This is a genomic window from Mycobacterium sp. JS623, from assembly GCF_000328565.1.
In the GTDB taxonomy this organism is placed as follows: Bacteria; Actinomycetota; Actinomycetes; order Mycobacteriales; family Mycobacteriaceae; genus Mycobacterium.
In genome coordinates, this window is sequence record NC_019966.1 from 3,004,780 (window position 1) to 3,026,587 (window position 21,808).

Consider the following 21,808-nt stretch of genomic DNA (forward strand, 5'->3'; position numbering starts at 1 on the left):
GCCATCAAGGCGACGTACGACGAAGGGAAAATCGATGAACAAGGTTGTCGTGAGCGTGGTCGGATTGGCCGCCGCGGCTGCTGTGCTGGTGGGATGCTCTGACAACAAGAGCGGACCCGCTCCGGCGACGGCTGCGGGTGGCTCACAGGTCAGCACAGGCGGCAGCACCGAGGTCAAGGTCGACGGTAAGGACCTTTCCGGCCTCGATCTGAAATCGGTGACGTGCGTCAAGCAGGGCGGCAAGATCAACGTGGCCAGCGCCGCAGTCAACGGCCAGGCGGGCCTGGCCGTCGTGATGAGCGACGCGAACCCGCCGACCGTGGAGTCGCTGGGCATGACTGTTGACGGCAACGCTCTGGCGGTCACCAACAGCATGGGCGCACAGGTCGGTAAGGCCGACGTCAAGGTCGACGGCAGCACCTACACCATCACCGGTCAGGCCGCGGGCGCTGACATCAAGAACCCGATGGCAGGCATGATCACCAAGCCGTTCACCGTCAAGGTGACCTGCAGCTGATCGGCCGAAGTACGGAAGCGGCGGGCGCCCCTCCCGCGCCCGCCGCTTCCTACAATTCACCTGTGACGATAGCCAGCGACTTGAAGCGCGCGCGACGGCTGATCTTCGCCGCGGACGAAGAAGCGGCGAAGCAATTGCTGCTGTCTCTCGACGAGCAGATCGACAAGGCCGACCGGGACGATCTTCTGCTCGAGGTCTACGCCCAGCTGGGCGAGATCTACCTGGTTCGCACGGCGTACAACGGCGTCGAGGAATGCCTCCGCCGCATCACCGACTGCCTGACCATCTACCAGTCGATCCGGACCGGCACCAATCCCGAAGCGGCGGCCCAGGTCCCGATGTCTGACGCCGACGTCGACCACATGATCTGCCGGTATTCGCGACGGGCGCAGTTTCTGCGGACCGGACTTGCCGCCGCCGCGCACGGCGACCATGAGGCCGCCGAGGCCGCACTGCTGATCCTGACCGACGACACCCCGACAACATTCTCCGACCTCACGGCCGAACACCGATTTCTCATCACCTATGCACAGATTCTCTGTGCCACCGCGCTCTGCGACGACGACCTGCACGTCCGGTCGGTTCCGCTGTGGGAGCACGTGCTCGATACCATCGAAAACTCCTGCGGCGAAACCGAATTCGACGACTTCCTGCTCGTCCAGGCCGGCACGGCATACGGCCGGTTCTGCGTCGAGACCGGGCGCTTATCGGAGGCGGAGCCGTGGCTTCAGCGCGCCGGTGCCCGTGCCCAGAAACGCGGATGGAAACTGGCAACGGCCAGAACGCAATTCGAACGTTCCACCGCCCGCTGGTCGGTGGGCGACCGCGCGGAGTGTCAGCGGCTTGTGCACGAGGCGTACCCAGCGATTGCCGAGGGCTACCGCGCGCACGACGTGTCGCGGTGCTGGCTGTACTTCGGTCTGCTCAGCCTCTCGATCGAGATGCTGGACGACGCCGACGAGCGGTTCGGGCATGCCGAACGACATTGGCGTGAGGTCGAGAAGCCGTTGCACATCCACCGTATTCTGTTGCAGCGCAGTTGGGTCGACATCTTCCGTGGCGACTTCGCGGCGGCTGAGGCGCGCACCAACGAGGCCCGCGCGCTGCTCGACTCGTGGCCACGGCACAGCTGGCTGCAGTACGCCCGGCTCGACGACCATTTCGGCAGCATCCTGCGCGCCGAGGCGCTGGCCGACCCCCACACCGCGGCGGCAAAGTTCGAGCAGGCCGCCGAGCTCAAGGTCCCGGCGGCGCTCGCCGTCGACTCCGTACGGCACTCCATGACCGATGCGGACGCGCGGATGCGGTGGGCGAACCACGTATCCGCCAGGATCCTTGCGGGCGCCTTCGCTGTCGCATGGGAGTGGGGCAACACCGAACTCGTCAGCGAACTCGTCGAATACCACAGCGCGCGAGGCAGTTTCAGCACCGAGCCGGACGCCCAGACCGCCGACTGGACCGGGACCGCGACAGCCGCAGTTCCCCTCGATACCGTCGACGAGTACGCCCTGGTCGCCGCTGGACAAGCGGTGTCCGGCGGCGCGTCGCTGACCCGGCTCGGTCCGCTGCCACCGCTGCAGATGGATCCGACCAACGGACCGATCATGAGCCGGTATCGCACGCTGGCGTCGGAGCGCTACGGATGTGCAGTCACCGCCGACGAGGCCGCTTGGTCAACGTGGCCGTAACCCTCGTCCTTCGCTACGCCGACGTCGGAGTCGCCACCTATGCCAGCCTCCGCGTCGTCGGAGAGCCGGCGCGAACCGTCACCTGGGTGGTTCAGGAGCCCGAACTCGTTGCCGCACTTGATCGACTGGCCACCGCGCTGCCGGACCCAGTCGAGTCCGAGACACGCCGCGATGCGGTCGAGCGTGCCATCGCCTCAGGCCCGTTCGCAGCGCCAGCCACCGAATTGGCGATCGCCCGCACGTTGGGGCTTAGCCTGTTGGCGCCCCAAGCGTGGCAGCTGCTGGTCGAATGTGCGGCATCGCCGCGGGCCGCGCTGTTCGTATCGCCCAGCGCGCGGCTGGCGCGCGTGCCGTGGGGGCTGCTCGCGATGCCGAACGAGGACGGCTTCCGGTTGGTGGAACTCGCGGACGTGCTGATGGCGGCCCCGTCAAACATCGTGAATTCCGCGCGAACAGCGGCGAACTGGGACGATCGTCGCGATAGCCCGCCGCTCCTGATTCTCGATCCGCGTGTGCCAGGGCAGCGACCCGACTCTGCGCTGGGCTCCGTGCTGGGCAGACCATCGGCGGAAACCTCACTGGCGCAACACTTTGCGGCCACGATGGGGCAACGCGCGGTGCTGCCCGAGGTCGGCGGCGCCATCGAGTTATTCCGCCGTACCGACGCCGATCGGTCATGGCTGGGCCGTCAGCTCGACCGGAAACCGAGCAGGCTGCTGTACGTCGGGCATGCCACCGCCGCAGACGGCGACGTTGGGCATGCCGACCGGGCCGCGCTGCATCTCGCCGATGAACGACCGCTGACGGCGTCGGATCTGATGTCGGCGAAACTGCCGATGCCGCCGCGAATCGCGATGATTGCGTGTGCATCCGGCGGCGACTATCAATTCGACGAGGCGACGGGCCTGGTGGCGGCGATGATCCTGGGTGGCGCGCAGCTGGTCACCGCCACGCTGTGGTCATTACCGACCACCGCTGGCTACCGCCAGTTCGTCTCTGCCGCAGGTGATCACGATCCGATGGCGGAGGCGATCATCGCCGTCGACCGCGCCCACGAAGAGCCAGCCGCGGGACGCGCCGTGAACGGTTGGCAGCGTGCGCAGATGCGACGATGGCGCGACGGCGACATCAGCGCGAGCCCGCTGTATTGGGCGGCCCTGGCTACTTTCGCGGTCGACGGAGTCCGATGAACACCTCAGCTGGGGGGCACGCACACGGCCACCGCCGACTCGTCTCCGGCCCAGTAATAGGTCTCGACAATGCTGCCTGGAGAGACCTTCGTCAGCGCCGAGGCGGGAATCAGTGCCGTCTGGTGAGCGGGAAACTGGCCGCCGCCCGGCTTTCTCACCATCACGTCGAGCACGACCTCCCGATGGTCCTCGCGGGAAGCGCCGGTGGTGCGCATGCCGGTGACGACTGCGTGCGACTTGGTGCCGTTCCGGATCAGGGCGATTTGATCACCGGTGAGCAGGCCTTTTCGCAACAACATCTGCTCGAATTCCGCGCGGACGACCAGCATGTCCGCAGCGGTGACCAGGCGTTCGGCGCTCTCGTCGGACCCCGGTGGGTGCCCCGTGCTCACCCGAGCCGGCATGAGCAATGCGGCGGTGCTGCCTGTCAGCAGGAAGCAGAAGAAGGCAACGGTGACGAGCTGATCGGCGGCGAATCCGAGCAACAGTGCTGTGGACATGCCACTAGGTTCAGCTCTTGTGCTGGCTACCGAACCCAACTTTATGCTGGACGGATGAGCGCGGGCTTCGAGACGGCGACGTCGGCTATTGCCGTCAGCCAGCCTCGCCGCGCCGTGATCGACCGCGCATGGCGGGCCATCGGCCCCGGCGTCGAGGTGCTCAGCGGCGACGACGGTGGGCCGCTGCGTCGCACCATCAAGCGGATCCTCGACCCGCTGGTGCTTCGGCTGCGTGCCAACACCCAGTACTCGGCGCCCTTCGTCGACGCGGCCACCGCGATGGCGATGCACGAGCTGATCGTCAGCCATGGGCCCCAATTGCGTGCTGCCGCAGCGTGGTTCGAGCAGCTCAAGCGTGAGCGTCGCAGGCTGCGCATCACCACCGGCAATGCCCAGGAGCTCTACTTCCCGGTCTGTTTCGAGCTCGCGGTAACGAAAGGCGCACCCGCGCAACAGGATGATGGATCTGCCGAGTCGGCGTTACGGGAGATTCACGGCGACCGCGACCGCATCGCGATTGAGGTGCTCAACCAATACGTGACCGATCCCGACGTCGTCGCCGCGCTGGCTGATCAACTCGGCCGCAGCTGGACCGACGTACAGCCGGGCCCCGAGATCAATACTCCGTTTCTGGCGGGCCTCACCACGGTGCTCGGACCTGCCGACGGTCACAATGCGTCGATCGCTCGGCAGCGCGTGTGGTCGGCGCTGATCGCCGATGCCACACCGTACAACCTGGGCGCAAAAGCACGGAGCGCCGTCGCGGAGTTGCCGTGGTCGATCTCGGCGCTCGGCCTGAGTTCCGTTGAGCCGCAACGACCGCCGGACATCGTGAGCGGGTCGGACAGCGACCGGCCGCTGAACCGGAGCGTCATCGACCGGGTGCGGGCGACGCTGCGGCGCGCGATGGGGCGCGATGATTTGCCCGACATCCCGTTGTTGTGCGCGGAAGAGGTCGACCGGTCCTGCGCGCCGTGGGGACTGATGGCAGAGGACAAGCAGGCCACGCTGATCGCTGGAATCGAGGTCGGCGCCTGCCTGGCACCGCTGTCCGATTCCGTGGACACCCGCTATGAGTTGGCCGCCCAGATTCAGGCCCGGCTGCGCAAGGAAGCCTATGTGCTGCACGCCCGTCGGTATCTCGTCGACGGCGGCCCCATGCATCCTCGGCAGCAGCAGGTGGTCGATGACCTGGCCTCGTTCGCGCGCCCGTATTTGAGCCGACTGTGGGCCCGACTGCATGGCCGCGACGTTTGGCAGGAGTCGTGCGATGACGTCGACGACGTGCGCGCGCTTCTTGAGGGCGTTGCGAGGTCGGTGAGTCTCGATCACCGCCAACGGATCAAATCGATGCTCGAGCTGCAGGTGGCGGGATGAGACTCGTCGCCGATTCCGGGTTGTGGAGCACCGGACAACAAGTGGCCCAGCCACAACTCGTCGCGCTGCTGGAAGTCAGCGGTGCGGTTCTGTCGTGGACCGTCGACGACGCTACGCACGCGGCACAGATCACCTTCACCCATCCTGATCGCGCCGATTGGCTGTGGCGGGTGCTCGGCGAGCCCGGGCACATCGCGCTGGCCGCTGCGCTGGACGGGCGGACGCCCGACGCGGCCATCGAGCTCGCCGACGTCAATCCGCGACCGGAAACGCTTGAGCCGCTTCGCAGGCTGGCGTTGGGGCATTGGCTGCGGCGTTGGTGGCCCACCAGCCAGCGCGACGGCATCGCAGCACTCGACGGCTCGCTGCTCGACGCGGAGATAGCGACGCTTACGGCCGGGGCCGAGGAGTACTTCACCGACGACACCTTCGATTCCGACGTGGCGGCCCTGTTGCGGCCGCACACCGCGGCGCTGAGCGCGCATCTGCGGGGCGGCGACCCGCGCGTCATCGAACTCGTGCGCAGCTGTGCCGATCTCGCCGCCGACGTCGGAGTCGCGTTCTCCGAGACGGACAATCTGGCGATGCGTCGCGATGACTACGCGCTGGCCGCCGGAGCGGACGGCCACGGACGCAGCGCGACCGCAATAGCGACAGGTACCGACTCGGTCAACTGGGGCGCTGTCCCACCGGGCATCTTCGATGCGGCTGAGGACACCATCCAGTGGCAGGTCGAGATGATCGATGGCGCAGCGAAAGCCGTTGTGCGCGTTGAGTTGTCAGGGGCTGCGTTGCCCGCAGGCATCAATGTTCGGCTGCGCTCCGGCGATTTCAGCGGTGAGGGCGTGCTTGATGCGGACGGCGTCGCCACCTTTGAAATTCTCGGCGGACAGCAGCCGGTCGCGGAATCGGCTGCGTGGGATCATGATTGGCGGTCCACCACGGTGACGATCGGTGCCGACATCGAGGAGTCGCCGCAGACGCGCGAGCGGATCAGGGAGTTCGCGCGGGCACGACTGCGAGTGCCCGCAGGTGATGCGTTCCTCGCCGAAGTGCTGGCCGCTGAGTCGGATTACTGACCCGCGTTCTCTTCGCGGTGCATCGACTTGCGGATCTCGGCTAGCCGTTCGGCTGCGGCCCGCTGACGGGCGTCGTATTGCTCCTCGATGGTGCGACCCTCAGGAGTCTCGGTGGCCAGTTCTGAGGCGCCGATAGCGGCGCCGTAGCGCGTTTCGATCTTTTCGCGCACCGAATCGAACGTGGGCACCCCGCCGGCCGTGTATCCGGTGTCGGCCGGCTCGGTGGGTAAAGGTGCTGCTGCGGTACCGGCCTCGGGTTCCGGCTCAGGCGTGGGTTCGTCCGGCATGACGCCAACGCTACCGTCCTACTTGGCCGCCGCCTGCAGGTTTGGGCCCGAGTGCGGCGGGGCAGGCGCTGGAGCGGGAGCCGTTGGTTGCGGCGACGGAGGCAGCGGCAGTACGGGCAGCCCGGGTGTGCCCAGCTGACCGGCCAACCATGGCAGCCCGACCGCGAACGCGTGTGCGGCGAACGGCCAGTCGTGCTTGCCCGGCTGCATCACCACCGCACATTTGATCCCGTTCGCGCTTCCGGTCGCACACAACGAGTTCGCCGCCGCGGTCTGGTCGCCCGCGCTGGCCGCCGCATTCACCACATGCGGCTGCGTCGACGGGTTGCCGTTGATGTCGAACCAGCCGACCACCCCGGTGTAGGGGCCGTGGCGGGTGATGACCGTCGTCGGATCAAACGCCGCCCAGGCGGCGGCATTGCCCCCGAACAGCCGCGCAATCGTCTGGGCCTTGTTTCCGGAGTTGGGTGACAAATCGCCCGCGATGTCCTCGAAGGCGCTGAACATGTCGGGATGCATCACTGTCAGGTCGACCGCGCACGTGCCACCCATCGAAAATCCGACAACGCCCCAGTTGGCCCGGTTCTGCGAAACGTGATAGTCCGAAACCATGAACGGCACAACATCTTTGGTGAGGTGATCCGCGGCGTTTCCGCGGCTGCCGTTGACGCATTCGCTGTCGTTGTTGAAGGCGCCGCCGGCGTCGACGAACACGAACACCGGTGCATTACCGCCGTGCGCGGCAGCGAAGTCGTCGATCGTCTTGACCGCGCCACCCCCGCGTAACCAATCGGCGGGCGTGTTGAATTCGCCCCCGATCATCATCACCGTCGGCAAGGGCGGCGGGGGATCGGTGGCGTACCAGGCGGGCGGAAGGTAGACCAGCTCGCCCCGGTGCCTGAAGCCGGATCCCGCATCCGGAATGTTGACCGGCACCACAGTGCCCTTCAGCGGAATAGCGTGCCGTTTCTGCATCGCGACGACGGTCCCGGCGTCCGTCTGGTCGGGCAGCGGTCCCGCGGTCAGCTGGTTGTAGGCGGTCTCCACGGTGGGGAAGTAGCCCACCCATATATTCAGCGCGAGCCCGGCACACAGCACGCACGCCGGCACCGCCACTGCTGATACGCCCCGCCGCCACCACCGGGCGCCACGCCAGCCCGCGATCAACACGCCGGCGGCCACACCGGTCAGGCCGATCCAAATCCACAGCGAATTCGGAGCTGGATTGGTGTTGTCGCCCAGCCCCTGCGAAGCGATGTACCAGTACGCCGCCACCGTCAGCGCGACCCCGACCAGCGCCGCCCACGGCAGCCACACCACGCGCCAGCGGCGGTTTCGCCAGCCGATCGCGGCGATGAGCAGCAGGCCTGCGATGACTTGCACCGCGATCGGAAGCCATCCGTGCATGAGCGAGAGGTGGTGGCGAAACGGGCCCGGTAACGTCACGGCAACAATCGTGGACGTGGTTCCTTAGGGCTGCCTGTGAGCCAGCTGTTCGTCCCCGGCGGATGCTGCTAGCGCGGTTTGGCCAAGGGGAACGGCAGCGTTTCGCGGATGCTGCGTCCGGTAATCAGCATGACCACCCGGTCGACACCCATGCCGAGGCCGCCCGTCGGCGGCATCGCGTACTCCATTGCCTGCAGGAAGTCTTCGTCGAGTTCCATCGCCTCGGGATCGCCGCCCGAGGCCAGCAGCGACTGCTCCTGCAGCCGTCGGCGCTGCTCGACGGGATCCGTCAGCTCGCTGTAGGCGGTGCCCAACTCCACCCCCCACGCCACCAGATCCCAGCGCTCGGCGACCCCGGGGATGCTGCGATGCGGCCGGGTCAGCGGCGATACCGAGGTGGGGAAGTCCTTGTAGAAAGTCGGCGCCTCGGTACGGTCCTCGACCAACCGTTCGTAAAGCTCGAGCACCACCGCGCCCGCATCCCAGTGGGTCAGGTACGGGATGCCTGCCGCATCGCAAAGCTTGCGCAGCACGGCCAGATTCGTGTCGGGCCCGATCTGCTCGCCGAGCGCCTCGGACACCGCGCCGTGCACGGTCTTCACCGTCCACTCCCCGGAGATGTCGACGGGTTCCAGCGTGCCGTCCTCGCGAGGACGCATGAAGACCTGTGCGCCGTTGGCGGCCTGCGCGGCGTTCTGGATCAGCTCGCGGCAGCCACCGATCCAGACGTTGTAGTCGGCGTGCGCCTGATAGGCCTCCAGCAGTGTGAACTCGGGGTTGTGGCTGAAGTCGACACCCTCGTTGCGAAACGCGCGACCAAGCTCGAAGACCCGCTCGACACCGCCGACGCACAGCCGCTTGAGATACAGCTCGGGCGCGATGCGCAGATACAGATCGAGATCGTAGGCGTTGATGTGGGTGAGGAACGGCCTGGCGTTGGCACCGCCGTGGATCTGCTGCAGGATCGGGGTTTCGACCTCCAAAAACCCATTGCCGACCAGGGTTTCGCGGATCGCGTGCAGCACCCCGCTGCGCGCTCGGATCAGCTCGCGGGCCTCGGTGTTGATCGCCAGGTCGACGTAGCGGGCCCGTACCCGCGACTCCTGGTCGGTCAGCCCCTTCCACTTATCGGGCAGCGGGCGCAGGCACTTGCCGATCAGTCGCCAACTGAGAACAAGCAGCGAGCGGGTGCCCTTCTTGCTGTAGCCCATGGTCCCGGACACCTGGATCAGGTCGCCAAGATCGATGGCCTGGGTGAAATCCGCGGTAGATCCGTCTTCAAGGATCGAATTGTCAAGCAGCAGCTGCACTTCGCCCGACCAGTCGCGCAACTGCGCGAACAGCACGCCGCCGTAGTCGCGGATGCGAAGCACCCGCCCTGCGACGGTCACGGTGCCTGCGCCCTCGGAGTCGACTGCCTGCGCGACGGTGTGGCTGGGCGCCTCGCCGACGGGGTATGCGTCGACGCCGTTGTCTTGCAACGACTTCAACTTGGCCATCCGGACGCGCACCTGCTCAGGCAGTCGCGCTCCGTCGTCGGCCTCGGGGAGGTCGGCCTCTAGCTCGCCGAGGTCGGGCGCGCTGCCGTCATGGCGCAAAAGCCCTGTCGCGACCAGGTTTTCGGGAGCCGAGATGTGATGGCCGGTATGCGGTTGCTCAGCGCGTCGCGAGAACGGCAGCACCAGGAAGCCTTCGGCGATCACCGATGCGACACCGACGCGGGGCACAAGGCGGGCGTCTTCGTAGCAGGCGTACCGCGGCACCCACTGCGGCAGGTATTTCATGTTCGACCGGTACAGCGTCTCGAGCTGCCACCACCGGGAGAAGAACACCAACAGGCCACGCCACAGCCGCGCGACAGGGCCCGCCCCGAGCTGTGCGCCGTGTTCGAATGCCGTCCGGAACATCGCGAAGTTCAGCGAAATCCGGGTCACCCCAATGCCTTCGGATTGCATGCATAGCTCGCTGACCATCAATTCGATGGTTCCGTTGGGGGACTGCGGTGAGCGGCGCATCAGGTCGAGCGACGCGCCGTTGTTGCCCCACGGGACCAGCGACAGCATCGCCACGACTTGATCGTTTTGCACAGCTTCCACCAGCAGACAGTCGCCGTCAGCGGAGTCGCCGAGTCTGCCAAGCGCCATCGAGAAGCCGCGCTCGGTTTCGGTGTCGCGCCACGTGTCCGCACGCACGATGACCTTGGCCATTTCCTCGCTGGACAGATCTCGGTGCCGTCGAATCCGGACGGTTGCACCTGCCCGTCGCGCCCGCGTCACGGCCTGGCGCACTGCCCGCATTTCGGGTCCGGAGAGCCGGAAGCTGTCGGGATACAGGATGGCCTCGTCGCCGAGTTGCAGCGCGTTGAGGCCCGCCTGCCGAAACGCCTCCGCGCCCGTCGAGCTGGCCCCCATCACGCCGGGCGCCCAGCCGTACGTCTGGCACAGCTCTAGCCACGCATGGATGGCTTGCTGCCACGCCTTCGGATCGCCGACGGGGTCGCCGCTGGCGAGGCAGACGCCGACCTCGACGCGATAGGTGATGGCCGCCCGGCCGTTGGAGGCGAAGACCACGGCCTTATCGCGGCGGGTGGCGAAATAGCCAAGTGAGTCGTTCTTTCCGAACAGTTCCAACAGCCCGCGGATGGCTGATTCGTCCTCGCCGGTGAGCGCGTTGTCGGCGCGCTGCGACTGGAACAGCACGATCGCGGTCACCATCAGCGCGACCGCGCCGAACAGGCCGAGCAGCGCGTTGACGAAGACATGCGGGTGGCCGCTGAACGAGGCGGAGTCGGCGCCCGCGAAGGCGCTGACCCGGTTGAGCGCGTAGAGGAAGCGGTCTTCGCGGGCCAGGCTGCCAGGGAACACCTCGAGTAGGGCCCAGCCGATGAGGGTGCCGATTCCCATGGCCGCGACCAGCGTGAACACCGCCTTCAGCAATGCTCCGCGGCGCACCTTCGCCCAGAATTCCTTGCGGGCCAGGACCAGGCACAGGATCGACGTGACGTGGAACGCCACCCCGATCACTTCGCCGATGTCGTCCATCACCGACTTGGGGCTCGTGACCAATCCGCCGACGTTCCACCCGATCGACGCGACCATGTAGCCGATGAGGATCCACCATGCGATCCGCTTGCGGGCTGCCAACGCCGCCGCGAGCAGCGCCAGCACGAAGGCCCACGCGAAGCTGGTGTCGGGGAAGTTGAAGATGTAGTTGTTGACGAACTCGCGGGGCTCCTTGATCACCCACCGGATTCCCGGTGAGACGCTGGCGATCAACGACAGCGTGGCAATGATGCCGACCGTCCAGCCGGCGGCTGCGGGCACCCATGAGTAGCGGGAGGCCCGACGCGTCAACGTGGCGGTCATAGGCCGCGAGGATATTCGCTCAAACCTGGAAATGGTTGTGACTGCGCTAGCTACCAGACCGGCCCGGTGTACTTTTCGCCAGGCCCCTGGCCCGGTTCGTCTGGCGCGGCGCTGGATTCATGGAACGTCAACTGCAGTGTCTTCAGCCCGTCGCGCACTGGCCCGGCGTGTGGGCCGAGGTATTCGGCGGACGCGGTGACCAACCCGGCAAGCGCGGTGATCAGCCGCCGCGCCTCGTCGAGATCGCGCTGCGGGCTCTCGTCCGGGTCCTCCGCCGAGAGCCCGAGCTTCTCGGCGGCGGCGCTCATCAACATGACCGCCGACCGCGTGATGACCTCGACGGCGGGGATATCACTCAGCTCGCGGACGGCCGGGCCGTCCAGATCGCCAATGTCAGTGGGATCGGTCATGCCTGCTAGACTCGCATGCGCGACCGTCCCGGCGTACGCCAGGGACAGCAAGTGGAGTCCCACTCCCACCGCTGACCATACCGGCACAGCGGTCCGGTCACAGGCATCCGTGCCTGTCCTGGTCGGCTTTGGGCCCTGCTTTGAGCAGGGCTTTTCTGTTCGATTGAGCAGAGTGGCTGAAGGCGTGGACTCCTAGAGGACAACATAGGAGGCCCCATCAGCACTGAGACCCGCGTCAACGAGCGCATTCGAGTCCCCGAAGTCCGGCTTATCGGACCAGGTGGCGAGCAAGTAGGCATTGTGCGCATCGAAGACGCCCTCCGCGTCGCCGCGGATGCCGATCTCGACCTTGTCGAAGTAGCCCCGGATGCCAAACCGCCGGTTTGCAAGATCATGGACTACGGCAAGTTCAAATACGAGACGGCTCAGAAGGCGCGCGAGTCTCGCAAGAATCAGCAGCAGACCGTCGTCAAGGAACAGAAGCTGCGACCCAAGATCGATCCGCACGACTACGAGACCAAGAAGGGCCACGTGGTCCGCTTCCTGCAAGCGGGGTCGAAGGTCAAAGTCACGATTATGTTCCGCGGACGCGAGCAGTCGCGGCCCGAACTCGGGTACCGGCTCCTGCAACGGCTGGGCGCCGACGTCGCCGACTACGGCTTCGTCGAGACGTCGGCCAAGCAGGACGGCCGCAACATGACGATGGTGCTGGCTCCGCACCGCGGCGCGAAGACTCGCGCCAAGGCGGCACACGACGCAGATGCCCCGCCGGCGCAACGGGCAGAACCGACCCCCGCGCCCGCGGCGGCACCGACTGAAGCTCCAGACGTAACGAAGAACTGAAAGAGGACACATGCCAAAGGCGAAGACCCATAGCGGCGCTTCCAAGCGGTTCCGGCTGACCGGCACCGGCAAGGTCGTGCGCCAGAAGGCCAACCGTCGGCACCTTCTCGAGCACAAGCCGACCAAGCGCACCCGGCGCCTGGACGGACGCACCGAGGTGGCGGCCAACGACACCAAGCGCATCAAGAAGTTGCTGAACGGCTAAGTAGCCCAGCCCCCGTACGACCTGAACGAAGAGGAAAACTCCCATGGCACGCGTGAAGCGCGCAGTGAACGCTCAAAAGAAGCGGCGCACAGTACTCAAGGCATCCAAGGGCTACCGCGGTCAGCGGTCGCGGCTGTATCGCAAAGCCAAAGAGCAGCAGCTGCATTCGTTGACCTACGCCTACCGCGACCGGCGTGCCCGCAAGGGCGAGTTCCGCAAGCTGTGGATCTCTCGGATCAACGCGGCGGCCCGCGCCAACGACATCACCTACAACCGCCTGATCCAGGGCTTGAAGGCCGCCGGCGTTGAGGTGGACCGTAAGAACCTCGCCGAGATCGCGGTCAGCGATCCTGCTGCGTTCACCGCGCTGGTCGAGGTCGCCAAGGGCGCGCTGCCCAGCGATGTCAACGCGCCCTCCGGCGAGGCCGCCTGACGCTCACCGAGCGCTCCGCAAGGGTGGCGGCCGCGGTCAAGCTGCACCGCCACATTGGACGACGACGCGCCGCACGTTTTCTCGCCGAGGGATCCAATCTCGTCGAGGCAGCGTTGCGGTGCGGACTCGTTTCTGAAGTGTTCGCCACCGAGTCCGCGATGAACCGGTTCGGCGCGCTACTCACCGACGTGCCGGTGCATCTAGTGACTGACCGTGCCGCAAAAGCGTTGTCGGACACCGTAACTCCAGTCGGTTTGGTCGCAGTGTGTTCGGTGCCGGAGACGACGCTTGACGATGTGCTTGCCGACACGCCGCGCCTGGTGGCGGTCGCGGTGGAGATCTCTGAACCCGGCAACGCCGGCACGCTGATCCGCATCGCCGATGCGATGGGCGCCGACGCGGTGGTGCTGGCCGGGCACAGCGTCGATCCCTACAACGGCAAGTGCCTGCGGGCTTCGGCAGGCAGCATCTTCGCTATCCCTGTGGTGGCCGATGACGACGCCTCGGGCGCCGTGAGCAAGCTGCGCGACGGCGGCCTTCAGGTGCTGGCGACAACGGTCGACGGCGAGGTGAGCCTCGACGACGCCGACTTATCGGGGCCCACGGCCTGGTTGTTCGGCCCGGAAGCGCACGGCCTGCCAACCGAATTGGCGGACATGGCCACCCATCGGGTGCACATCCCGATGCCGGGCAGCGCCGAAAGCCTGAATGTCGCGTCGGCCGCCTCGATCTGCCTCTACCAAAGCGCCAGAGCCCACCGATTTGCGTAACGCCACGGCGAAGAAACTGCCGCCGAAAACTCGCCACTGCGTTACGTAAAAACTCTAGCCACCGTTCAGCAGCGCCTTGGCGACATGGGTGATCTGCACCTCGTTGCTCCCGGCGTAGATCATCAACGACTTCGCGTCGCGCGCCAACTGCTCGACGCGGTACTCGGTCATATAGCCGTTGCCGCCGAACAGTTGCACCGCATCCATCGCGACGTCGGTGGCGGCCTGCGAGCAGTACCACTTGATCGCCGACGCCTCGGGCAGTGAAATCGGCTTGCCCTTTTGCGCCGACTCGATGACGCGAAACAGGATGTTGCGCACGTTCATTCGCGCGACCTCCATGCTCGCCAGCTTGAGCTGGATCAGTTGGAACTGGCCGATCTCCTGGCCCCACAGCGTGCGGCTCTTCGCGTAGTCGACGCACAGCCGCAGGCACTCCTCGATGACGCCCAACGCCATCGCCGCAACGCCGATCCGCTCGGCCGAGAAGTTGGACCGTGCGCTCGCGCGGCCGTCGCCAGCCGCGTCTTCGGTCTCGCCCAGCAGCCGGTCGCGGCCAAGTCGGACGTTGTTGAAGAACAACTCCCCGGTGCGGGAACTGTGAATCCCCATCTTGCGGAACGGCTTTGACTGGACGAAGCCCAGCATGCCGCGATCAAGCACGAACGTCAGCACCTTGCGGTCGCGCTTATCGGCGCCGTCACCCTCATCGAGCTTCGCGTACACCACCACCACATCCGCGTCCGGCCCGTTGGTGATGAACGTCTTCTGGCCGTTGAGGATGTAGTCGTCACCGTCGCGCACCACGTAGGACTTCATGCCCCCGAACGCATCAGAACCAGAGTCCGGTTCGGTGATCGCCCACGCGCCGATCTTGTCGTACGTGACGAGATCGGGCAGCCAGCGCTCCTGCTGCGCCAGCGTGCCGCGGCCCATGATCGTCGGCACCGTCAAGCCCAACGAGACGCCCATGCCGGTGACGATGCCCATCGACACCCGGCACAACTCGCTGACCACGACGAAGCCCATACCGCCGGAGCCCTCACCGAACATGCCGCCGCCGGATGACGGTTTACCCGACGACGACCCGCCCTCGCGGAGCTTCGCGAGCCGCTTGTCAAGCGAGTCGCGCGCCATCTCCGCGATGCCGAACGTCGCGAACAGCTTGCGGATGATGGGGTAGGGCTCCATCTCGCCGCTTTCCAGCGCGTCGACGTGGGGACGAATCTCTTTGTCGACGAACTCGCGCACGGCGTCGCGCACAGCGAGATCGACATCAGTCCACTCGAGCATGTGTTCAGGCTGCCTTACCGCGACCGCGCGCCGGACGCAGCCCCGCCAACGAGAACGTCGTATGCATCAGCGACCCGGCGCGATCCAGCAGTGTCTTGCGCGGCGGCAGGTAATGCATCGGCAGGCCGTGACGGTCGCGAGGCGGCGACATGAACGCCGGCGCCTCGACAAGCGGGGCATCGGCCGGCGTCCGGCCCTGGGAGCGGCGGTAGGCGGCCAATGCCCGTGGGTGTAACCGGATCTCGTCGGGAACCGCGACGAACGCCAGCTCGACGAGCTTTCCGAACAACCGCAGCAGCACCTCGTCGCCTGGCGTCCACCGCATGCCCACCTTCTCGCGCACCGCTTCGTCGAACAGGCCGGCCGCGATCCAGCGCTGCGCGCCCACCATCGGCCGGAACAGTTGGTCCCACACCGCCGTCGGCATCAACACGAACCACGGCTTGGGGATGCGGATCGTGAAGATGTCCAGCGTGGCCTTGTTGATCTCGAGCTCTTCGCTGCACTTGCGTTCCCAGTACTCCTGAAAATCCTCCCAGGACTTGGGCACCGGGCGCATGCTCATGCCGTACATCCGGTACCACTGCACGTGCTCGTCGAACAGCTGTCGCTTTTCGGCCTCGGTCAGCCCGCCGCAGAAGTACTCGGCGGTTTTGATGATGAGCATGAAGAACGTGGCATGGGCCCAGTAGAAGGTCTCCGGGTTCAGCGCGTGATAGCGACGGCCTTCGGCGTCGGTGCCCTTGATCGTCTTGTGGTAGCTCTTGATCTGCTCACCGGTCTGCGCGGCGCGGTCGCCGTCATACACCACGCCCATGATCGGATACACCGAGCGGGCGACCCGCTGCAGTGGCTCGCGCAGCAAAATCGAATGGTCCTGGACGCCGGCGCCGAGCTCGGGATACATGTTCTGGATCGCACCGATCCAAACGCCGAGCATGCCGGTCCGCAGGTCGCCGAAGTACTTCCATGTCAGCGAGTCGGGGCCGAGGGGATTGCCGTCGTCTGTGGTCGTCGTTGAACGCACAACCCAACGATAATGTTGACAACACATGTTGTCTACGATTGCCTGCGGCGTGGCGGCGCAGTGTTATCCGCGCTCCATCGTCTAGCCACACGCCTGTGACCAGGCTGTTTACCGGTCGATGTTGCCTCAACTAGGCTGGCGCCCGTGGATGATGTCGAGTCGATCGACGAGCGACCCGTCACACAATCATCCGGCCCTAAGGGTTGGTTGAAGGGCACCAATCACAACCCGGCTGTCATCGAGTTCCTGCGCCGGGCGCGTCGGGCACTGCCCGGTGACCCCGATTTCGGAGATCCGTTGTCAGTCGACGGTGTTGGGGGTCCACGTGCGGCCGCGCGGGCCGCTGATCGCTTGCTCGAACGGGAGGCCGCCTCGCGCGAAGTCAGCCTGGGCGCACTGCAGGTGTGGCAGGCGCTGACGGAGCGGGTGTCGGGTAAGCCGGCGAATCGTGAGGTGACGCTGGTGTTTACCGACTTAGTGGGCTTTTCGTCGTGGTCTCTGAGTGCTGGCGACGAGGCGACGTTGAAGTTGTTGCGCCGGGTTTCTCAGGTCGTCGAGCCGCCGCTACTGGAGGCGGGTGGTCAGATCGTCAAGCGGATGGGCGACGGCATAATGGCGGTGTTCGCCCAACCCGCCACCGCGGTGCGCGCCGCCATCGCTGCCCGCGAAGCAGTGAAAGACGTTGAGGTGGAAGGCCATACGCCGCGGATGCGAGTCGGGGTGCACACCGGCCGGCCGCAGCGGATCGGTTCGGACTGGCTCGGCGTCGACGTCAACATCGCTGCGCGAGTGATGGCGCGGGCCACCAAGGGCGAACTAGTGGTGTCTGCGGCGACGCTCGACCGAATTTCAGAGGAGGATTTCGAAAATCTCGGCGTGACGGCGAAACGGCTTCGCCGGCAGGTCTTTACGGCCAAGCAGGACGGCGTGCCCGCCGACCTCATCATGTACCGCTTGAGAACTCGCAGGCAGTTGCCAGGCGGCGAGGACGGCGAAGCAGGCGCGGCGGGCGCATAGTGGTCTGAGATGTCTGAGATGTTGCTCCGAACCCTCGCCCCGCTGGCACGGGTCCGCGTCACCGCGGTCTACGCGGTCATAGTGACCTGCGTCACCGTAGCCTTGTACGCGCTCGGTCCTCAGGTACAGGACCGAGTGATCCGTCATGTCAGCACGAACCTGCACAATCTCAGTCACGGGCACTTCGGCACGCTGCTGGGCAGTGCCTTCGTCATCGACGCCGGGCCCATCTATGTGTGGTTGCCAGGGTTGGTCTGCCTGCTAGCGGTGGCGGAACTGACGTTCCGCAGCGGCCTGTTGGCGGCGACGTTCGCGGCGGGCCACATCGGGGCGACCCTGCTGGTCGCTGCGGGCCTGACTGTGGCTGTACACGTGGGCTGGCTGCCGTTGTCGATCAGCCGCGCGACCGATGTCGGCATGAGTTACGGGGCCGCGGCCGTGCTTGGCTCACTGACCGCGGCGATACCCGCACGCTGGCGGCCCGCATGGATCGGATGGTTTGTCGCGGTAGGGCTGGCGGCGGTCGCCGTTGGCCATGACTTCACCGACGTCGGTCATGCGGTGGCGCTGGGGCTTGGCATGTTGGTGGCGACGCGCTTCCGTCGGCCGGACCACTGGACGCCCGCGCGGTTCGTACTGCTCGTGGTGGCCGTAGCGTTCGGCTTTCTTGTGCTGGGCAGCACCGACCTGCTGGTTGCCACTGCCGCTGGCCTGGCAGGCGCCGTGATCGGCGAGGCGTTGAGCCGGTCATTCGCGGCGCGCGCACCGGCAAGTAATGCGTGTGAGGCCACCACTGGCGATCGCGTACGATCGCCGGGTGGCTGATCAGGCAGGAGACCTGTCAGAAGAGTCGCTGACCAAAGCCGTCAGCGCGGCCGAGCATGCCTTCGATCTTGCCGCCGATCTGGATGAGCTGGCGCGCGCGAAGACCGAGCATCTCGGCGACCGTTCGCCGATCGCGTTGGCCCGCCAGGCGCTGGGTTCGCTGCCAAAGGCCGACCGCGCCGATGCGGGCAAGCGGGTCAACGTCGCGCGCACCGAGGCCCAGCGGGCCTTCGACGACCGGCTGGCCGCGCTGCGGGCCGAACGAGACGCCGCCGTGTTGGTCGCCGAGCGCATAGACGTCACGCTGCCCTCGACCCGACAGCCGATCGGCGCTCGCCATCCGATCACGATCCTCGCCGAGCACATCGCCGATACGTTCGTCGCGATGGGCTGGGAGCTGGCGGAGGGCCCCGAGGTCGAGACTGAGCAGTTCAACTTCGACGCGCTGAACTTCCCGCCTGACCACCCGGCCCGCAGCGAGCAGGACACCTTCTACGTCGCGCCGGACGGAGCGCGTCAGGTGTTGCGCACGCACACCTCGCCGGTGCAGATCCGCGCGCTGCTTGAGCGCGACCTGCCGGTGTACATCATCTCGATCGGCAGGACGTTCCGCACCGACGAGCTCGACGCCACCCACACCCCGGTGTTCCATCAGGTCGAGGGGCTGGCGGTGGATAAGGGGCTGACGATGGCGCACCTGCGCGGGACACTCGACGCGTTCGCCCGCTCGGAGTTCGGCCCGGAGGGCCGCACGCGTTTCCGCCCGCACTTCTTCCCGTTCACCGAGCCGTCCGCCGAGGTGGACATCTGGTTCCCCAACAAGAAGGGGGGTCCCGGCTGGGTGGAGTGGGGCGGCTGCGGCATGGTCAATCCAAATGTGTTGCGCGCCTGTGGGATTGACCCCGAGATATACTCAGGCTTCGCGTTTGGCATGGGCTTGGAACGGACCCTGCAGTTCCGCAACGGCATTCCCGACATGCGCGACATGGTCGAGGGCGACGTCCGCTTCTCGCTGCCATTCGGGGTAGGGGCCTGATGCGGCTTCCCTACAGCTGGCTGCGCGACGTCGTCCAGGCCGGCGCTCCGGGGTGGGACGTGCCTCCCGAAGAACTGGAGCACACCCTGATCCGGATCGGCCACGAGGTCGAAGAGATCATCCCCGTCGGACCCGTCACAGGCCCGCTGACCGTTGGCCGCGTCGCCGGGATCGAGGAACTTACCGAGTTCAAGAAACCCATCCGGGCGGTCAAGGTCGACGTCGGCGAGCCCGAACCTCGCGACATCGTCTGCGGGGCAACCAACTTCGCCGTCGGCGATCTGGTGGTCGTCGCGCTGCCGGGAACGGTGCTGCCCGGCGAGTTCACGATCGCGACGCGAAAGACATACGGTCGCACGTCCGATGGAATGATCTGCTCGACGGCCGAACTCAACGTGGGCACCGACCATTCCGGCATCCTGGTGCTTCCGCCCGGCACTGCAGAGCCGGGGGCGGCGGCCGCCGAACTGCTCGGCCTCGACGATGTGGTGTTCCATTTGGCCATCACCCCGGATCGCGGCTACTGCCTGTCGGTGCGCGGCATGGCACGCGAAATCGCCTGCGCATACGACCTCGATTACGTCGACCCCGCCGATGTACCACCGCTGCCCGCCGACGGCGAGGCGCTGCCGGTGACGATTCAGCCCGGCACCGGGGTGCTGCGATTCGGACTGCGACCGGTGACGGGCATCGATCCAAAAGCGGTGTCGCCGTGGTGGATGCAGCGGCGGCTGCTGTTGTCCGGCATCCGCGCCATCTCACCGGCCGTCGACGTGACGAACTATGTGATGCTCGAGCTCGGTCACCCGATGCACGCCCACGACCGCAGCCTGATCACCGGCGGCTTCAAGGTCCGCTTCGCGGAACCGGGGGAGACGGTCGTCACGCTCGACGACATCGAGCGCAAGCTCGACCCTCGCGATGTGCTGATCGTCGACGACGTCGCGACCGCGGCGATCGGTGGGATCATGGGAGCGGGCACCACCGAGGTGCGCGAAACCACGACCGACCTGATGTTGGAGGCCGCGGTGTGGGACCCGGCTGCGGTGTCGCGGACTCAGCGTCGGTTGCACCTCACCAGCGAGTCGGGCCGTCGCTACGAGCGCACCGTCGATCCTGCTGTCTCCGTGGCCGCACTGGACCGGGCCGCCACGCTGTTGGCCGAGATCGCCGGCGGCACAATCGAACCCAAGCTGACCGACTGGCGCGGCGACCCGCCGCGCGAGAATTGGTCGCCGGCACCCGTCAGCATGGCTGTCGACCTGCCGCACCGCACCGCGGGTGTCGACTACGCCGACGGCACGACGCAACGCAGGCTGACACAGATCGGCGCCGACGTGGTGACCGATGGCGACCGGGTGACGGCAACCCCGCCGAGCTGGCGGCCCGACCTGCGCGAGCCGGCCGACCTCGTCGAAGAGGTGCTGCGGCTGGAAGGTCTCGAGATCATCCCGTCGGTGTTGCCGCAGGCGCCGGCGGGCCGCGGTCTCACTCCGGTCCAGAAGCGTCGCCGGGCGATCGGAAAGTCGTTGGCGCTCAACGGCTATGTCGAAGTTCTGCCGACGCCGTTCCTACCAGCAGGTGTTTTCGACCAGTGGGGTCTGCCCGCCGACGATCCGCGGCGCATCGCCACCCAGGTGCTCAACCCGTTGGAGTCCGACCGGCCGGAGTTGGCGACAACGCTGCTGCCTGGGCTGCTGGAAGCCTTGGCGCGCAACGTGTCCCGTGGTGCTGTCGACGTCGCGCTGTATGCGATCCAGCAGGTCGTCGAACCCATCTCGGAAACCCGCTCCGTGGAACGGATTCCGAACGACCGCAGGCCAACCGACGACGAGATCGCCATCCTCGACGCGTCGCTGCCACGTCAGCCGCAGCACGTGGGCGTCGTGATGGCGGGGCTGCGTGAACCGGCGGGCCCGTGGGGCCCCGGCCGTCCGGTGGAGGCCCGCGATGCGTTCGAGGCGGTCCGCGTCATCGGCCGCGCCGCAGGCGTCGAGTTGACGTTGCGGGCTGCGCAATATCTGCCATGGCATCCGGGCCGCTGCGCGGAGGTTTTGATCGGCGACAGCCAAAACGGGGTAGTGGTCGGGCACGCCGGTCAATTGCACCCCGCGGTGGTGGAACGGTCGGGCCTGCCGAAAGGCGCCTGCGCGGTTGAGCTTGACCTCGACGCGATTCCGATCAGCGAGGTGCTGCCCGCCCCGCGAGTTTCCCCCTTCCCCGCGGTCTTCCAGGACGTCAGCTTGATCGTCGGGAAGGATGTCGCCGCGCAAGCGGTAGTCGATGCGGTGCGCGACGGCGCCGGCGAATTGCTCGAGGATGTGCGGCTATTCGACGTCTACACCGGACCGCAGATCGGCGACGGCCGTAAATCGGTCACGCTGGCGCTGCGCTTCCGCGCCGCGGATCGCACGTTGACCGAAGACGAGGCCAGCACGGCCCGAGACGCTGCGGTCAAGACCGCGGCCGACCGTGTCGGCGCCGTGCAACGCGCCTAAGT

Annotated in this window: 20 protein-coding genes; 13 read left to right on the forward strand and 7 right to left on the reverse strand. The window is 66.7% G+C overall.

What is annotated here, in order from left to right; translation table 11 throughout:
• Positions 1-34: 34 nt before the first annotated feature.
• From MYCSM_RS14730 to MYCSM_RS14740, 3 genes are all read left to right on the forward strand, one after another.
• A complete protein-coding gene (locus tag MYCSM_RS14730; protein ID WP_015306959.1) occupies positions 35-517 on the forward strand; it encodes a lipoprotein LpqH in 483 nt (160 codons plus the stop codon).
• Positions 518-579: 62 nt separating this feature from the next.
• A complete protein-coding gene (locus MYCSM_RS14735) occupies positions 580-2,205 on the forward strand; it encodes a hypothetical protein (RefSeq protein WP_015306960.1) in 1,626 nt (541 codons plus the stop codon).
• Positions 2,160-3,395: a CHAT domain-containing protein gene (locus MYCSM_RS14740; RefSeq protein WP_015306961.1), complete on the forward strand. Its 1,236-nt coding sequence runs from the start codon at positions 2,160-2,162 to the stop codon at positions 3,393-3,395. Before MYCSM_RS14735 ends, MYCSM_RS14740 begins: the two co-directional genes overlap by 46 nt.
• A gap of 5 nt (positions 3,396-3,400) precedes the next feature.
• Here MYCSM_RS14740 and MYCSM_RS14745 read toward each other — a convergent pair whose 3' ends face one another.
• Positions 3,401-3,895 carry a hypothetical protein gene (locus tag MYCSM_RS14745; RefSeq protein ID WP_015306962.1) on the reverse strand — a complete coding sequence of 165 codons (495 nt, stop codon included), beginning with the start codon at positions 3,893-3,895 and terminating at the stop codon, positions 3,401-3,403.
• 54 nt (positions 3,896-3,949) lie between these two features.
• On the opposite strand from MYCSM_RS14745, the gene MYCSM_RS14750 reads away from it, so the two are divergent.
• Positions 3,950-5,272, forward strand: a complete 1,323-nt coding sequence (locus tag MYCSM_RS14750) for a hypothetical protein (RefSeq protein WP_015306963.1) — start codon at positions 3,950-3,952, stop codon at positions 5,270-5,272.
• On the forward strand, positions 5,269-6,351 hold the full coding sequence (locus MYCSM_RS14755) for a hypothetical protein (protein ID WP_015306964.1): 1,083 nt from the start codon (positions 5,269-5,271) through the stop codon (positions 6,349-6,351). The genes MYCSM_RS14750 and MYCSM_RS14755 overlap by 4 nt, the downstream gene beginning before the upstream one ends.
• Here MYCSM_RS14755 and MYCSM_RS14760 read toward each other — a convergent pair.
• From MYCSM_RS14760 to MYCSM_RS14775, 4 genes are all read right to left on the reverse strand, one after another.
• Complete coding sequence (locus tag MYCSM_RS14760) at positions 6,345-6,638, reverse strand: hypothetical protein (protein WP_015306965.1); 294 nt, start codon at positions 6,636-6,638, stop codon at positions 6,345-6,347. The two genes, MYCSM_RS14755 and MYCSM_RS14760, sit on opposite strands and share 7 nt — an antisense overlap.
• 18 nt (positions 6,639-6,656) lie before the next feature.
• Entirely contained in the window at positions 6,657-8,045 is a 1,389-nt protein-coding gene (locus MYCSM_RS14765; RefSeq protein WP_015306966.1) for an alpha/beta hydrolase, read from the reverse strand.
• Positions 8,046-8,152: 107 nt separating this feature from the next.
• The gene (lysX, locus tag MYCSM_RS14770; protein ID WP_015306967.1) at positions 8,153-11,449 is read right to left on the reverse strand and encodes a bifunctional lysylphosphatidylglycerol synthetase/lysine--tRNA ligase LysX; all 3,297 of its coding nucleotides are present in this window, start codon (positions 11,447-11,449) and stop codon (positions 8,153-8,155) included.
• A 50-nt stretch (positions 11,450-11,499) separates the two neighbouring features.
• Entirely contained in the window at positions 11,500-11,859 is a 360-nt protein-coding gene (locus tag MYCSM_RS14775) for a DUF1844 domain-containing protein (RefSeq protein ID WP_041312110.1), read from the reverse strand.
• 216 nt (positions 11,860-12,075) lie between these two features.
• On the opposite strand from MYCSM_RS14775, the gene infC reads away from it, so the two are divergent.
• Genes infC through MYCSM_RS14795 form a run of 4 tightly spaced genes read left to right on the forward strand, consistent with a single transcriptional unit; the run spans position 12,076 to position 14,110 of the window.
• Complete coding sequence (infC, locus tag MYCSM_RS14780; protein WP_083906286.1) at positions 12,076-12,702, forward strand: translation initiation factor IF-3; 627 nt, start codon at positions 12,076-12,078, stop codon at positions 12,700-12,702.
• A 10-nt stretch (positions 12,703-12,712) separates the two neighbouring features.
• Positions 12,713-12,907 carry a 50S ribosomal protein L35 gene (gene rpmI, locus MYCSM_RS14785; protein ID WP_015306970.1) on the forward strand — a complete coding sequence of 65 codons (195 nt, stop codon included), beginning with the start codon at positions 12,713-12,715 and terminating at the stop codon, positions 12,905-12,907.
• Positions 12,908-12,950: 43 nt separating this feature from the next.
• On the forward strand, positions 12,951-13,340 hold the full coding sequence (gene rplT, locus MYCSM_RS14790; RefSeq protein ID WP_015306971.1) for a 50S ribosomal protein L20: 390 nt from the start codon (positions 12,951-12,953) through the stop codon (positions 13,338-13,340).
• Positions 13,341-13,363: 23 nt separating this feature from the next.
• Complete coding sequence (locus MYCSM_RS14795; protein ID WP_015306972.1) at positions 13,364-14,110, forward strand: TrmH family RNA methyltransferase; 747 nt, start codon at positions 13,364-13,366, stop codon at positions 14,108-14,110.
• 54 nt (positions 14,111-14,164) lie between these two features.
• Here the strand turns inward: MYCSM_RS14795 and MYCSM_RS14800 are convergent, their stop codons facing one another.
• Both MYCSM_RS14800 and MYCSM_RS14805 read right to left on the reverse strand, forming a co-directional pair.
• Complete coding sequence (locus MYCSM_RS14800) at positions 14,165-15,403, reverse strand: acyl-CoA dehydrogenase family protein (RefSeq protein ID WP_015306973.1); 1,239 nt, start codon at positions 15,401-15,403, stop codon at positions 14,165-14,167.
• Between the two features lie 4 nt (positions 15,404-15,407).
• On the reverse strand, positions 15,408-16,457 hold the full coding sequence (locus MYCSM_RS14805) for an oxygenase MpaB family protein (RefSeq protein WP_015306974.1): 1,050 nt from the start codon (positions 16,455-16,457) through the stop codon (positions 15,408-15,410).
• A gap of 180 nt (positions 16,458-16,637) precedes the next feature.
• Between MYCSM_RS14805 and MYCSM_RS14810 the strand changes: the two genes are divergently transcribed.
• The 4 genes from MYCSM_RS14810 to pheT are packed head-to-tail and all read left to right on the forward strand — an operon-like array spanning position 16,638 to position 21,806.
• On the forward strand, positions 16,638-17,447 hold the full coding sequence (locus tag MYCSM_RS14810) for an adenylate/guanylate cyclase domain-containing protein (RefSeq protein ID WP_442928532.1): 810 nt from the start codon (positions 16,638-16,640) through the stop codon (positions 17,445-17,447).
• An 18-nt stretch (positions 17,448-17,465) separates the two neighbouring features.
• Positions 17,466-18,272, forward strand: a complete 807-nt coding sequence (locus MYCSM_RS14815) for a rhomboid-like protein (protein ID WP_015306976.1) — start codon at positions 17,466-17,468, stop codon at positions 18,270-18,272.
• Entirely contained in the window at positions 18,265-19,308 is a 1,044-nt protein-coding gene (pheS, locus tag MYCSM_RS14820; protein WP_041312119.1) for a phenylalanine--tRNA ligase subunit alpha, read from the forward strand. Before MYCSM_RS14815 ends, pheS begins: the two co-directional genes overlap by 8 nt.
• The gene (pheT, locus tag MYCSM_RS14825) at positions 19,308-21,806 is read left to right on the forward strand and encodes a phenylalanine--tRNA ligase subunit beta (RefSeq protein ID WP_015306978.1); all 2,499 of its coding nucleotides are present in this window, start codon (positions 19,308-19,310) and stop codon (positions 21,804-21,806) included. The genes pheS and pheT overlap by 1 nt, the downstream gene beginning before the upstream one ends.
• Positions 21,807-21,808: the final 2 nt, after the last annotated feature.